A 13,911-nucleotide genomic window follows, 5' to 3' on the forward strand; every position below is an offset into this window, starting at 1 on the left:
GCCAGGAAAAGGTCGCCTGAGGCGATCTTTTCCTGAGAACAGGCTTACTTCACAACCGGGTTTTTATGCAGGCTCAACGCCTTCATAAAGGTATCATCAAGCTGTAAATGCTGTTTCACCAGCTCAGGCGGCGTGCTGGCCAGCCACTGGTTAAGCGAAATATCCGCGTAATAGTCGCTTTTAAACAGTTCCAGGAAACGCAGGGTTGTGGTGCCGGTATTCTCGATATAATGCCCCATCGCAAAGGGAACGTAGCCGACATCCCCGGCGCGGTAATCAAAGGTTCTGGCCTGACCCGAAGAGGCGAAAACGCCCATTCTGCCTTCCCCTTCAAGATAGTACTGCCATTCATCGTTATTTGGGTGCCAGTGAAGTTCTCTCAGCCCGCCGGGCTCTATTTCCACCAGGGCTGCCGCAATAGTCTTCGACACCGGGAAATTAGATGAATCCGTTATTCTGACGGTGCCGCCAGGGGCTTTGATCGGATCCTGAGCCAGCATATGGTGGGTGAAATTAATCTCTGATTTAGCTGCGCCATTAATACTGTCTGAGGCAAGGCTGCCGGGTACTGTACCCGCGAAAATATATTCATCAGCAGGTGAAGGCAGTTTAGAAAATGTAGACACGGGCACCTGGAAGTTTTTTGCTAATATCTCCGGAGGGATATGTTTAAACCAGTCGGATAACAGGAACGTACTGTCTTCATCAAATCCGCCGTCGTCGAAGGCCAAAAGAAACTCACAGCCGTCAGGCCCGATACCCTGAATGGAGTGAGGAATACCCGGCGGGAAATACCATAAATCACCGACGCCGATATCATCCACAAACCAGCCTCCTTTTGCATCGAAGGCCGTTACCCGCGCATTGCCGTAGGTCATGTAGGCCCATTCACCCTCTTTGTGCCAGTGAAGTTCGCGGATGCCTCCGGCATTCAGGCGCATGTCTACCCCGGCGATGGTGGTTGAAATCCCCAGCTCCCGCTTGGTGACTTGTCGGGTCCAGCCGCCGGTGCCTTTTCTGACATGGGCATCGCTGAAGGAGTAGCGCAGGTTCGGCAACGTGCCGCTGTCGGTAGCGGGCGGGTTAACAATGTCAGGGTTTTCAGCTTCCCGGATGGGGTCGTGAGGGCCCGGATCGCGCACGCTTGCCGGATAGGATTTTACTTTGTCATCGTGGGCATGGGCCTGCCCGGCGGCTAATACGACGGTACCGCCTGCGGCAAAAGCCATGAAGCTTCTTCTGGATATATCTTTCATATAATAGCTTCCTTATATTCATGCAGAGTGAGGTTTATTCTCCGGAGGGAACTTTTGTTATAGGTGAAATTATGGAGTTTGACCTTGTGGAATTGTAAGACAGGCATGAGTCGACAATGTAAACAGCGGGTGGAGAAGATATATCCTTATGATGTAATGGATATTTTGTTGATGTGATGTTTAAGTGGTAGTTATTAATTTCCAGGTATCCAGCACTAATCGGTAATAATGTTTTCTTCATCATTCAGGTGATACATTTTCAAGGTGTAACGGCTGAAAGAAAATATTACTTTTGTCGTTGATTTGATAAATCTGAAGGATGGTAGCTGTATCTCTGCTATTGCCGGAATAAAGAGGGCGCTCTTAGCATGGTTGTACCGCCCGGGTCTGGCTATAATGGCCGCTTCGCAGTTCAGACCTTAGCTGTCTGGCGGGCAAGGGGAAAATATGAGTCAGGATAACGATATACAGTCTGTACTGTTTCACGATGCAGGCCGGGCGCTGCAGGCCGATATTGTGGCGGTACAATCTCAGGTCGTTTACGGCAGCGTCGGGAACAGTATCGCGGTTCCGGCGATTCAGCAGCATGGGTGGCGGGTGATGGCGGTGCCAACGGTGTTATTCAGCAACACGCCGCATTACGATACGTTTTATGGCGGCGTGATCCCGGCGGACTGGTTTAGCGGCTATCTGCGAGCGCTCGAAGAACGGGATGCGTTGCGCGAACTGAAGGCCGTGACGACGGGTTACATGGGCAGTGCGGAGCAAATCCATCTGCTGGCGGAGTGGCTGCGTCAAAGACGCAAAAGCCATCCTGAGCTGTTGATACTTGTCGACCCGGTAATGGGGGACACCGACAGCGGTGTTTACGTCAAGGCGGGTATTCCTGAAGCTTATCGCACGGCGCTGCTGCCTCATGCACAGGGGATCACGCCTAATCTCTTTGAACTGCATATTCTGACCGGAATGCCCTGCGATACGCTGGAGCAGGCGGTGATGGCGGCCAGAAGTCTTCTCTCTGAAACGCTGCGCTGGGTGGTAATAACCAGTGCGCCGGGGAACTGCGCGGATACTATTTCCGTGGTGACGGTGACCGCTGATGAAGCCGATGTGACCAGCCACGCTCGCGTGATGACCGACCTGAAAGGCACCGGGGATTTGTTCTGCGCCGAGCTGGTAAGCCGAATACTTGCAGGCAAGCAGGTGGCGGTTGCCGCAGGAGAAGCTGCGCATCGGGTGTTTGAAGTGATGACCTGGACTCAGGGGCAGCGCTCAGATGAACTGATTCTTCCTCGCTGAATCGCAGCCAATAAAAAAGGCACCCCAGGGTGCCTTTTTCTCTGCATGAATCTTACTTCTTGATGCGGATAACCGGGGTTTCGCCCACGGTCACGCTACCTGTCAGTTTGATCAGCTCTTTGATTTCGTCCATGTTGGAGATAACAACCGGTGTCAGGGTAGACTTGGCTTTCTCTTCCAGCAGCGGCAGGTCGAACTCAATAACCACGTCGCCTTTCTTCACGCGCTGGCCTTCTTCAGCGATGCGCTTAAAGCCTTCGCCTTTCAGCTCAACGGTGTCGATACCAAAGTGAACAAACAGCTCAATGCCGCTATCGGATTCGATAGAGAAGGCATGGTTGGTTTCAAAGATTTTACCGATGGTGCCGTCAACCGGAGCAACCATTTTGTTGCCGGTTGGTTTGATAGCGATGCCATCACCAACGATTTTTTCAGCAAACACGACGTCCGGCACGTCTTCAATGTTAACGATTTCGCCAGACAGTGGAGCAACGATCTCAATGGTTCCGGTGTCGCTATTGCCTTTGTCACCGAACAGTTTACTAAATAACCCCATTAGCCTTCTCTCCTAAGCAGTAATTTGGGCAGCATCTCGTGAATTAGCAGATTGTTTTTTCTTCAATGAACTTGTTAACCAGCGTCATTAACTCGTCCGTTGTCGGTTGAGCAAGAGCCTGCTCTGCTAACACTTTCGCATCTTCGAAGTTCGTGTTACGAATAATCTTCTTGATACGTGGGATAGAAATGGCGCTCATACTGAATTCGTCCAGGCCCATCCCAAGCAACAGAAGTGTAGCACGTTCGTCGCCCGCAAGCTCACCACACATACCGGTCCATTTACCTTCTGCATGAGAAGCATCAATAACTTGCTTAATCAGAGTCAGTACGGACGGTGACATCGGCTGGTAAAGATGTGAAATCATATCATTACCGCGGTCAACTGCCAGGGTGTACTGAGTTAAATCGTTGGTGCCGATGCTGAAGAAGTCGACTTCTTTGGCCAGATGACGAGCAATCGTCGCGGCCGCAGGGGTTTCGACCATCACGCCGATTTCGATAGATTCATCGAATGCTTTGCCTTCGTCACGCAGTTCCTGCTTGAAGATCTCAATCTCTTTTCTCAGGGCACGCACTTCTTCAACAGAGATGATCATCGGGAACATAATGCGCAGCTTGCCAAAAGCAGAGGCGCGCAGGATAGCGCGAACCTGGTCACGCAGGATCTCTTTGCGATCCATGGCGATACGAATAGCACGCCAGCCCAGGAACGGGTTCTCTTCTTTAGGGAAGTTCATGTACGGCAGCTCTTTGTCGCCGCCGATGTCCATGGTACGGACGATAACCGCCTGAGAGCCACAGGCTTCAGCCACGGCTTTGTACGCGGCAAACTGCTCTTCTTCGGTTGGCAGTGAGTCACGGTCCATGAACAGGAATTCGGTACGATACAGACCCACACCTTCAGCGCCGTTACGCTCAGCACCGTCGATGTCACGCACGGTACCAATGTTGGCACACACTTCGACCTGGTGGCCGTCGAGGGTGATGGCTGGCAGGTCTTTCAGCTTAGCCAGCTCTGCTTTTTCAGAGGCAACCTGCTGTTGAACGGCGCGCAGCTCTTCGATCTGCTCGTTGGTTGGGTTAACGTAAACTTTGTTGTTAACCGCGTCGAGGATCAGATAGTCGTCGTTTTTCACGTCGGAGGTGACGCTACCGGTGCCCACAATCGCTGGCAGCTCAAGGGAGCGCGCCATGATGGAAGTGTGGGAGGTACGGCCGCCGATGTCGGTGATGAAACCCAGCACCTTTTTCAGGTTCAGCTGTGCGGTTTCAGACGGGGTCAGATCTTTGGCAACCAGGATAACTTCATCCTTAATTGCGCTTAAATCGATAATGTTCAGGCCGAGAATGTTCTGCAGCAGACGCTTACCGATGTCACGTACGTCAGCCGCACGTTCTTTCAGGTATTCGTCATCCAGCTCTTCCAGAGCCGTTGCCTGGCCTTCAATCACTTCGTACGCCGCAGCGTCCGCCGTGACCAGCTTGTCTTTGATAAGGGCTATGATTTCCTGCTCGAGCTCTTCGTCTTCCAGCAACATAATGTGGCCTTCGAAGATAGCTTCCTTTTCTTCACCGAAGGTCTCGCCAGCTTTAATTTTGATCGCTTCTAACTGCTCGGATGCTTTGGCGCGCCCGCTGAGGAAACGTTCAACTTCCTGCTCAACTTTGTCGGCAGAAATTTTCTTCCGGTCGATGACAATTTCATCTTCTTTCAGCAAAAGTGCTTTGCCGAAAGCGATACCCGGGGATGCTAAAATGCCTGAAATCATAACCCTACCTTACTTGTGACTGATATTTACGAAGAACCCAGAACTTACTCGAGTTCAGCCATCAGTTTTACTAAATGCTCAACGGCTTTCTGCTCATCTTCACCTTCGGCGGAGAGCGTCACTACGGTACCCTGAGTCAGGCCCAGAGTTTGCAGTTTGAACAGGCTCTTAGCGCTGGCGCTTTTGCCGTTGGAAGTCACAGTGATTTCGGAAGTGAAGCCTTTAGCTTCTTTAACAAACTGAGCAGCAGGGCGGGTATGCAGACCGTTCGGAGCGGTAATAGTTACTTCTTGCTGGAACATTGTATTTCCCCAACTTATAGGTTTAGTGTTGTGGAACTAAAGTCTAGCCTGGCGGCCACACTTTAGCCTGTATCGTTAGCGCCATCGTCAAAGGAACGAGGCACTGGATGCATGGGAATCGTGAAAAAAACGCCAACAGCGTTTCACAGATTCTTCATCATTATGCCGTGAAAACCAGATAGGCACCAAATCGTTAAATCGATTCAGCAAGCGCATCTCACAGCTTGATTAATTTCGCGCATCAAAATAATTGCTGGTTAAATACCAGACCTGCGGGGGTAAGCGCAATGCCGATGAGGGTGAAAGTTTGATGCAGGCCACAAAAAAGCACCCTCACGGGTGCTTTTTTAAGCATATATCAAATACTGGCATTACTGTTGCAGTTCTTTCTCAGTGAACAGATCGGCAAACAAAGCAGTACTCAAATAGCGCTCCCCGGAGGACGGAAGGATAACCACAATATTCTTATTGGTAAAGGCTTCGTCTTCCTGAAGTTTCAGCGCGGCGGCCACGGCGGCACCGGAAGAGATACCCGCGAGAATACCTTCCTCATCCATCAGGCGGCGAGCGGTCGCAATGGCGTCGTCGTTGCTGATAGTGACCACTTTGTCGATAAGCTTCAGATCGAGGTTACCAGGGATAAATCCGGCCCCGATACCCTGAATTTTATGCGGACCAGGCTTCAGTTCTTCACCCGCCAGCGCTTGAGTAATTACCGGAGAATCCGTTGGCTCTACCGCCACGCTAATGAGCGAGGTTTTGCCTTTGGTATTTTTGATGTAGCGGCTGACGCCCGTCAGCGTACCGCCGGTACCGACGCCGGCGATAAACACATCCACTTCACCATCGGTATCTTCCCAGATTTCCGGGCCGGTGGTTTTTTCGTGAATTTCCGGGTTTGCCGGGTTGCTGAACTGCTGAAGCAGTAAGTATTTAGCCGGGTCGCTGGCGACGATTTCTTCGGCTTTCTGGATGGCACCTTTCATGCCTTTAGCGCCTTCGGTCAGCACCAGGTTTGCACCCAGCGCTTTTAACAGCTTACGGCGTTCGATGCTCATGGTTTCCGGCATGGTCAGCGTCAGCTTGTAGCCGCGCGCTGCCGCGACATAGGCCAGAGCGATACCGGTGTTGCCACTGGTAGGTTCGACTAACTCCACGCCAGGCTTCAGCACGCCGCGTTTTTCGGCATCCCAAATCATGTTGGCACCAATACGACATTTGACGCTAAAGCTTGGGTTACGGGACTCCACCTTAGCCAGAATGCGTCCGTTGCCGATACGGTTCAGGCGAACCAGCGGCGTGTGGCCGATTGTCAGGGAGTTGTCTTCATAAATTTTGCTCATGGCTCGTCCTTAACTGTCTGAATTTTGGGATACCGGTCCAGCATACCCGCTCAGGAAATATGCGGAAGTAAGGAAATAGCATATCTATATGTGGAAGGGAAATAAGCCAATGCAACATGGAATAAGCCATGGCATAAGCCGCTTCCCTTCCTGAGAGCATTATTTCCACATGGCGTGTTTTGCCCGATAGCAGTCCACCCACATGGCCGTCGCGCCGCAGACGGCAACCGGCATGATAAACAGGTTCAGAACCGGGATCAGCGTGAACAGGCTCACCAGCGCGCCAAACTGCATGTTGACGATCTTTTGCTCGCGAAGCGCCACTCGCATCTGTTTGAACGGCACTTTATGGTTATCAAAAGGATAGTCGCAGTATTGAATCGCCAACATCCATGCGCTGAATAAGAACCACAAGACCGGGGCGACAGTTTGGCCAATGCCGGGAATAAAGTAGAGCAGAAGCAGGACTAGCGCGCGCGGCAGATACCAGGCTAGCTTTTGCCACTCACGCTTCATGATGCGTGGCAGATCTTTCATTATATCGAGCACGCCCGTATCCGGCGGCGTTGCGCCCGTAAGGCGAGCTTCAAGCTGCTCTGCCAGCAGGCCGCTAAACGGCGCGGCAATCAAGTTTGCGATTGTCGAAAAGAAGTAACCAAACACCAATAACACCGAGAGCGTTACCAGTGGCCAGAGTACGTAACTCAGCCATTGTAGCCAGTCTGGCACGTGGCTCATCATCGACGGGATCCAGACATCAAGACGCGTGAATAACCACCAAAAAGCGCCACCAAGCAAGATGATATTGACCAACAGCGGCAGCACGACGAAACGCTTGATGCCGGGTTCGCGGACCAGTTTCCAGCCCTGGGAAAAATAATACACGCCACTGCGCGGCGGGGTTCCGGAAGATGAAACCATAATCTGAGCAGACTCCTTATCAGGTCAATGCAGTTAGCTGCTTCGCTATCATAACTGACTGCATTCAGAAAAACTTGCCAGGAATTGGTCGAAAAATCAGCTAAAAGGTGCGCTTACGCTATCTTTATGGTGAGAAAACCGTGCTCGCACTTGCACTTGAGCAGATGGGCAAATACTCTTAGTGAGTAAATGTTTGCCGCGGTGGCAAGGTGTTAGAACAACAGAGAATATAATGATGCAGGATTTGCGTCTGATATTAATCATTGTTGGCGCAATCGCCATAATAGCCTTACTGGTTCACGGTCTGTGGACCAGTCGTAAGGAACGCTCGTCCGTGTTCCGCGATCGCCCTTTGAAACGTATGAAGTCGAAGCGTGACGAATACGAAGAAGAGGATGATGAGGAAGAAGAAGGCGTCGGTGAAGTGCGCGTGCGTCGTACTGCGCCCGTGCCGGAATCTGCCTCTCGTGAAGCGAATGCGTCACGTCAGCCTCAGGCACCTCAGCACAACTATGAGCCGCCGTATGCGTCAGCAGAACCTCGTCCTGCCCCGCAATCGCGCCAGCCTGAGCCGGTTACTCCGCACCACGTTGAGCCCGCGCCTCAGCATGTTGAACCAGTGCGTCCTGTCGCACCTCCTGCGCCAGCTCCGGCGGCAGTGCCTGAGCCACAGCCGGTCGCTCCCGTTCAGCCTGCACCACAGCTCACTGCGGAACCAACGCCAGAGCCTGTGGCTGCTGAACCAGTGCCGCAGCCTGCACCGGTGAAAAAAGAGACGGTGATCGTGATGAACGTCGCTGCCCACGCGGGCACGATGTTAAACGGCGAGTTGCTGTTGAACAGCATTCAGCAGGCCGGTTTCAAGTTTGGTGAAATGAATATTTTCCACCGCCATCTTAGCCCTGATGGCAGCGGTCCAGTTCTGTTTAGCCTGGCGAATATGGTTAAACCTGGGTCTTTCGACCCTGAGAACATGGCGGATTTCGCCACGCCAGGCGTGACCATCTTTATGCAGGTGCCGTCCTACGGCAATGCAGCGCAAAACTTTAAGCTGATGCTGCAGTCTGCGCAGCACATCGCCGATGAAGTCGGTGGCGTGGTGCTCGACGATCAGCGTCGCATGATGACTCCGCAAAAGCTGCGCGAGTACCAGGACAGGATCCGCGAGGTTGTTGAAGCCAACGCCTGAATCCCGGCCTGAATCTTCCCCCTAAACCCCCGCCTGTCGGGGGTTTTTTATCATTGATGGTGCGATATGGACTCAATCGAACAACAACTTAACCACCTGCGAACCACGCTTCGCCATCATGAATATCTGTACCATGTGCAGGATAATCCCGAAATTCCCGATGCGGAATACGACAGGCTGATGCGCGAACTCCGTGCGCTTGAAGAAGCGCATCCGGAATTGATTACCCAGGATTCACCGACCCAGCGTGTCGGTGCTGCGCCGCTGAGCGAGTTCACCCAGGTACGCCATGAAGTGCCGATGCTGTCCCTCGATAACGTTTTCGATGAAGCAAGCTACCTGGCGTTTAACAAGCGGGTTCTGGACAGGCTCAAAAGCAGCGATGCTTTGACGTTTTGCTGTGAACTAAAACTGGATGGTCTGGCGGTAAGCCTGCTGTATGAAGATGGGGTGCTTGTGCGGGCTGCAACGCGCGGTGACGGCACAACCGGTGAAAATATCACGTCTAACGTCCGAACCATTCGCGCGATACCGCTTAAACTTCACGGGGATAATATTCCTCGTCGTGTTGAGGTGCGTGGCGAAGTTTTCTTGCCGCAGGCAGGATTCGAAAAAATCAACGAAGAAGCTCGCCGTACTGGCGGGAAAGTGTTTGCCAACCCTCGCAATGCGGCGGCAGGCTCGCTGCGCCAGTTAGATCCGCGCATTACCGCTAAACGCCCGCTGACCTTCTTCTGCTACGGTGTTGGGCTGCTCGAAGGCGGTGAGCTGCCAGGCAGCCACATGGCGCGTTTGCAACAGTTTAAGGCCTGGGGATTGCCGGTCAGCGACCGCATCCGTCTGTGCAGCACACCGGAAGAAGTGCTGGCGTTTTATCATCAGGTAGAGGCCGATCGCCCAACGCTGGGCTTTGATATTGACGGCGTGGTTATCAAAGTTGACTCGCTTGCGCTGCAGGAAACGCTGGGCTTTGTGGCGAGAGCGCCGCGCTGGGCCGTTGCGTTTAAGTTTCCGGCGCAGGAACAGATGACCACCGTGCGAGACGTGGAGTTCCAGGTAGGGCGTACCGGCGCAATTACGCCCGTCGCTCGTCTGGAACCGGTGCAGGTTGCTGGGGTACTGGTAAGCAACGCGACGTTGCACAATGCCGATGAGATAGAGCGTCTTGGCCTGCGCATTGGTGACAGAGTTGTGATCCGTCGCGCTGGGGATGTTATCCCACAGGTTGTTGGCGTGGTGGAGTCTGAACGCCCGGAAGACACTCAGGCAATCGTCTTCCCAACGCAGTGCCCGGTTTGCGGTTCAGACGTTGAGCGTGTGGAAGGCGAAGCTGTTGCCCGCTGTACCGGGGGCCTGATTTGTGGTGCCCAACGCAAAGAGGCGCTGAAGCACTTTGTGTCCCGCCGTGCGATGGACGTTGACGGCATGGGCGACAAAATCATCGATCAACTGGTGGAGAAAGAGTACGTTCACACGCCAGCCGATCTGTTCAAGCTGACGGCGGGTAAGCTTACCGGGCTGGATCGCATGGGGCCTAAATCGGCACAAAACGTTGTGGATGCGCTGGAAAAAGCCAAAGAGACAACTTTTGCTCGCTTCCTGTATGCCTTAGGTATTCGTGAAGTCGGAGAAGCCACCGCCGCAGGGCTGGCCGCGCACTTCGGCACGCTGGATGCGCTTATCTCGGCCAGCATTGAGGAGCTGCAAAAAGTGCCGGATGTCGGCATTGTTGTGGCGACGCATACCTTTAACTTCTTTGCCGAAGAGAGCAACCGGGATGTTATCCGTCAGCTTACCGAAGAGGCCGGGGTCCACTGGCCTGCGCCAGTGGTCGTCAAAGCGGAAGAGATCGACAGCCCGTTTGCCGGGAAAACCGTGGTGCTCACCGGCTCGCTGAGCATTCTTTCCCGTGACGAAGCCAAAGACCGGTTGACCGCGCTCGGTGCAAAAGTGGCCGGAAGCGTGTCGAAAAAAACCGATCTTGTCATAGCCGGGGAAGCGGCCGGCTCCAAGCTTGTCAAGGCGCAGGAGCTGGGCATTCAGGTTATTGACGAAGCGGAAATGATTCGTTTGCTGGGGGACTAAATGGACAAAGAACAGCTCATTGAGATAGCCAACACGGCCATGCCCTTTGGTAAATACAAAGGCCGGATGCTGATTGATTTACCGGAAGAGTATTTGCTGTGGTTTTCCCGCAAAGGGGAGTTCCCCGCGGGCCATCTCGGTGAGCTGATGGCCCTGACGCTGCTGATTAAAGTGGAAGGGCTGGACAACCTGGTCCGGCCCCTCAAGCGGCACTAGGTTCTGATGGCTGCGGCCTGTTTTTCACCGGCTGCAGCCGCTTTTCTTTGGTAACGCCGGGCCATACCGGCGCATATCATCAGCTGGATCTGGTGGAAGATCATCAGCGGCAGCACCATCATTCCCACGGCAGCAACCGGAAATAGAATATTAGCCATCGGGATCCCGTTGGCCAGGCTCTTTTTCGATCCGCAGAAAACAATCGTAATTTCATCCGCTTTGCTAAAGCCAAAGCGCCGCGCCACAAAGATATTTACCGCTATCACAATGGCCAGCAGCACGAGGCTGGAAGCTACGATAAACAGCAGCGAACCCGCGCCAACCTTATGCCAGATGCCGTGCGTCACGGCTTCACTAAAGGCGGAATAGACCACCAGAAGAATCGAAGTCTGGTCAGTTTTGCCGATCCATTTCTTGTTTTTTGCCACCCAGGCACCAATCCAGGGCCGCATCAGATGCCCGGCCACGAACGGCACCAGGAGTTGTAGCATAATGTTGCCCACCTGATGCAGGCTGCCGCTTGCACCCTGAACGTGCATCACCAGGCCAACCAGCAATGGCGAAAGAAAAATGCCCAGCAGGCTTGATGCCGAGGCTGAACAAATAGCCGCCGCGACGTTGCCCCCGGCAATAGAGGTAAAAGCGATGGCCGATTGTACCGTGGCGGGCAAAATACAAAGATAAAGGAACCCGCTGTAAAGTTCGGGGCTGACATTGACCGGTTTCCACCAGCTAAACAACACGCCAAGCACCGGGAACAGGACGAATGTGCTGCACATCACCCACAGATGAAGCCGCCAGTGGCCGCCGCCGGAGATCACCGCCTCGCGAGACAGTTTGGCGCCATGCATAAAGAACAATAAGGCAATGGCGGCGGTGGTCAGCCCCTCGAAGAAACCGACAAAACTGCCTTGTGCCGGGAAGAAAGAGGCCAGCAGGACGGTACAAACCAGCGTTAACGTAAAGGGGTCGACAATGCGGAGCAATTTCATAGCCATTCCTCAAAGGTGAAGGGCGCTATTGTGTTTCTGCTAATTTCAGAAATAAAATTGATTTATTAAATGCATTGATGAAGAAAATAGATGAATTATTCCCTGCGTCAGCTTCGCGTGTTCGTGGCCGTAGCCCATGCCGGCAGTTTCAGTCGGGCAGGGGAGAGTATTGGTCTTAGCCAGTCAGCCGTAAGCCACAGCCTGAAGGAGCTGGAAGCCGAGCTGGGCGTGAAGCTGCTTGACCGTACTACCAGGGAAGTGGTGCTTACGCCTGCGGGAGAGTTGCTGGCTCCTCGCCTTGAGCGGCTGCTGGAAGAGCTGACCACAACGTTGCTGGATGCTCGCGTGGTTGGGCATCAGCTTAGCGGCACGGTTCGCGTGGCCGCCAGCCAGACGCTATCCGCGCACCTGATGCCGCAATCTATCGCTGCCAGTGCGGAGGCTTATCCGAATATTCGATTTATGCTGCATGATGCTTCCCAGCAGTGGGTTTTGCAGAGTATCCGCCAGGGCGAAGTTGATTTTGGCGTAGTTATCGATCCGGTTCAGGCTAGCGATCTGGAGTGTGAAACGGTGTTGTCTGAGCCTTTTCTGCTGCTGTGCCGCAGCGATCATCCGTTTGCTAAAGTGGAACAGGTTGACTGGCTGGCGCTACAGGGGCAAAAGCTGGTGCTGCAAGATTATGCCTCGGGCAGCCGCCCGTTGATTGATGAGGCTTTTGTCCGGCAGGGGATAGAGGTGAGCGTTGTTCAGCAGATTGGGCACCCCGCAACGCTGTACCCGATGGTAGAAGCTGGGATTGGTTTAAGCGTGTTGCCCGCGTTGGCGCTGCCTTTGCCACAAGGGAGACCGCTGGTGGTGAAGCGGTTAACGCCGGTCATAAACCGACAGCTGATGCTGGTCAGGCGAAAGAACCGATCGCTTTCCCGTGCGGCTGAAGCTATCTGGCAGGAGGTGCGGGAACAGGCCAGGCTGTTAACCCTGGCCCGGATTGGCGACCCGCTATTTATGGACGACTAGATATAAATATCAATCTGGTGATCGTCGGAAGGTTTGTTCACGCCGGTGGCCTTGATCTGCTGCTGTTCCTGCTTCTGCTGGGCTTCCTCAGCCTGCTTGCGCTGAAGCTGAGCCAGCTGGGCCTGCAGCATTTTAATCTCGGTCTGAAGTAACTCGACCTGTTTCTTTTTCTCTTCAGCTGGACGATCCGGCGTGCTGGAGACTTCTCTCAGTTTCTCCGTCAGCTGGGTAATTTTTTTGCTGATTTGGGCAATCTGCGAGGCTGTGCTGTTATCAGTGCCGCCGGAGGCAGAAGAGGACCCGGTAGCTGTGCCGGTGGTCAGCTGAGAGCCCTGAAGAGCATTACTGGATATTGTAGTCATCATAACTCCTTTGATGGAATGGTAAGGGAGTTATCGGCCTGGCGGCGAGGAAGTTGATAATTTTTTGACGATGGGATTCTCAGATACTGCAGATAGCAAAAAGGCGCTTTTAGGGCGCCTTTCCACATTGGTGGGTCGTGCAGGATGGTATTGCCCTTCGGGCTCGACGCAAGCGACGCGCAAAATCAAAAGCGATTTTGTCGAACCTGCTGCAGGCTCGAACCCTGCCCGAATCGCAGATAGCAAAAAGTCGCCTTTAGGGCGCCTTTCCACATTGGTGGGTCGTGCAGGATGGTATTGCCCTTCGGGCTCGTCGCAAGCGACGCGCAAAATCAAAAGCGATTTTGTCGAACCTGCAGCAGGCTCGAACCCTGCCCGAATCGCAGATAGCAAAAAGGCGCCTTTAGGGCGCCTTTCCACATTGGTGGGTCGTGCAGGATTCGAACCTGCGACCAATTGATTAAAAGTCAACTGCTCTACCAACTGAGCTAACGACCCGATGGTGGGTGATGACGGGCTCGAACCGCCGACCCCCTCCGTGTAAAGGAGGTGCTCTACCAACTGAGCTAATCACCCAAACTTCGGTACTGCTAATTTCA

13 protein-coding genes and 2 tRNA genes are annotated in these 13,911 nt (G+C 53.5%); 5 read left to right on the forward strand and 10 right to left on the reverse strand.

Annotated features, from left to right (window positions below):
* Nucleotides 1-44 precede the first annotated feature (44 nt).
* Complete coding sequence (locus F3J26_RS01260) at nucleotides 45-1,256, reverse strand: oxalate decarboxylase family bicupin (protein ID WP_034809565.1); 1,212 nt, start codon at nucleotides 1,254-1,256, stop codon at nucleotides 45-47.
* A 447-nt stretch (nucleotides 1,257-1,703) separates the two neighbouring features.
* On the opposite strand from F3J26_RS01260, the gene pdxK reads away from it, so the two are divergent.
* The gene (gene pdxK / locus F3J26_RS01265; protein WP_166990736.1) at nucleotides 1,704-2,555 is read left to right on the forward strand and encodes a pyridoxine/pyridoxal/pyridoxamine kinase; all 852 of its coding nucleotides are present in this window, start codon (nucleotides 1,704-1,706) and stop codon (nucleotides 2,553-2,555) included.
* Between the two features lie 52 nt (nucleotides 2,556-2,607).
* Here the strand turns inward: pdxK and crr are convergent, their stop codons facing one another.
* The 5 genes from crr to cysZ all read right to left on the reverse strand — a co-directional run bounded on the left by crr (nucleotide 2,608) and on the right by cysZ (nucleotide 7,448).
* Nucleotides 2,608-3,111 carry a PTS glucose transporter subunit IIA gene (gene crr / locus F3J26_RS01270; protein ID WP_008459580.1) on the reverse strand — a complete coding sequence of 168 codons (504 nt, stop codon included), beginning with the start codon at nucleotides 3,109-3,111 and terminating at the stop codon, nucleotides 2,608-2,610.
* 43 nt (nucleotides 3,112-3,154) lie between these two features.
* The gene (gene ptsI / locus F3J26_RS01275) at nucleotides 3,155-4,882 is read right to left on the reverse strand and encodes a phosphoenolpyruvate-protein phosphotransferase PtsI (protein WP_045783391.1); all 1,728 of its coding nucleotides are present in this window, start codon (nucleotides 4,880-4,882) and stop codon (nucleotides 3,155-3,157) included.
* A 44-nt stretch (nucleotides 4,883-4,926) separates the two neighbouring features.
* Nucleotides 4,927-5,184, reverse strand: coding sequence for a phosphocarrier protein Hpr (gene ptsH / locus F3J26_RS01280; RefSeq protein WP_002913505.1), 258 nt, complete (start codon nucleotides 5,182-5,184; stop codon nucleotides 4,927-4,929).
* 371 nt (nucleotides 5,185-5,555) lie between these two features.
* The gene (gene cysK / locus F3J26_RS01285; RefSeq protein ID WP_008459590.1) at nucleotides 5,556-6,527 is read right to left on the reverse strand and encodes a cysteine synthase A; all 972 of its coding nucleotides are present in this window, start codon (nucleotides 6,525-6,527) and stop codon (nucleotides 5,556-5,558) included.
* Between the two features lie 159 nt (nucleotides 6,528-6,686).
* On the reverse strand, nucleotides 6,687-7,448 hold the full coding sequence (cysZ, locus tag F3J26_RS01290; protein WP_008459591.1) for a sulfate transporter CysZ: 762 nt from the start codon (nucleotides 7,446-7,448) through the stop codon (nucleotides 6,687-6,689).
* 232 nt (nucleotides 7,449-7,680) lie between these two features.
* Here cysZ and zipA point away from each other — a divergent pair, with 232 nt between their 5' ends.
* The 3 genes from zipA (at nucleotide 7,681) to F3J26_RS01305 (ending at nucleotide 10,938) form a co-directional block, all read left to right on the forward strand.
* Nucleotides 7,681-8,637, forward strand: a complete 957-nt coding sequence (gene zipA / locus F3J26_RS01295) for a cell division protein ZipA (protein ID WP_205246335.1) — start codon at nucleotides 7,681-7,683, stop codon at nucleotides 8,635-8,637.
* 66 nt (nucleotides 8,638-8,703) lie between these two features.
* Complete coding sequence (gene ligA, locus F3J26_RS01300; RefSeq protein ID WP_166990742.1) at nucleotides 8,704-10,722, forward strand: NAD-dependent DNA ligase LigA; 2,019 nt, start codon at nucleotides 8,704-8,706, stop codon at nucleotides 10,720-10,722.
* Complete coding sequence (locus F3J26_RS01305) at nucleotides 10,723-10,938, forward strand: DUF3820 family protein (protein ID WP_039295779.1); 216 nt, start codon at nucleotides 10,723-10,725, stop codon at nucleotides 10,936-10,938.
* On the opposite strand, the gene F3J26_RS01310 is transcribed toward F3J26_RS01305, so the two are convergent.
* Nucleotides 10,935-11,930 carry a bile acid:sodium symporter gene (locus F3J26_RS01310; protein ID WP_166990745.1) on the reverse strand — a complete coding sequence of 332 codons (996 nt, stop codon included), beginning with the start codon at nucleotides 11,928-11,930 and terminating at the stop codon, nucleotides 10,935-10,937. The genes F3J26_RS01305 and F3J26_RS01310 overlap by 4 nt on opposite strands.
* 90 nt (nucleotides 11,931-12,020) lie before the next feature.
* Here F3J26_RS01310 and F3J26_RS01315 point away from each other — a divergent pair, with 90 nt between their 5' ends.
* Nucleotides 12,021-12,950, forward strand: a complete 930-nt coding sequence (locus F3J26_RS01315) for a LysR substrate-binding domain-containing protein (protein WP_166990748.1) — start codon at nucleotides 12,021-12,023, stop codon at nucleotides 12,948-12,950.
* Here the strand turns inward: F3J26_RS01315 and F3J26_RS01320 are convergent.
* The 3 genes from F3J26_RS01320 to F3J26_RS01330 form a co-directional block, all read right to left on the reverse strand.
* Nucleotides 12,947-13,312, reverse strand: coding sequence for a FlxA-like family protein (locus tag F3J26_RS01320; protein ID WP_008459602.1), 366 nt, complete (start codon nucleotides 13,310-13,312; stop codon nucleotides 12,947-12,949). The two genes, F3J26_RS01315 and F3J26_RS01320, sit on opposite strands and share 4 nt — an antisense overlap.
* 422 nt (nucleotides 13,313-13,734) lie before the next feature.
* A tRNA-Lys gene (locus tag F3J26_RS01325) sits at nucleotides 13,735-13,810 on the reverse strand.
* 2 nt (nucleotides 13,811-13,812) lie between these two features.
* Nucleotides 13,813-13,888: transfer RNA gene (locus tag F3J26_RS01330), tRNA-Val, on the reverse strand.
* Between the last annotated feature and the right edge of the window lie 23 nt (nucleotides 13,889-13,911).

The sequence above is a fragment of the Enterobacter sp. Ap-867 genome, from assembly GCF_011752855.1.
Lineage (GTDB): Bacteria > Pseudomonadota > Gammaproteobacteria > Enterobacterales > Enterobacteriaceae > Cedecea.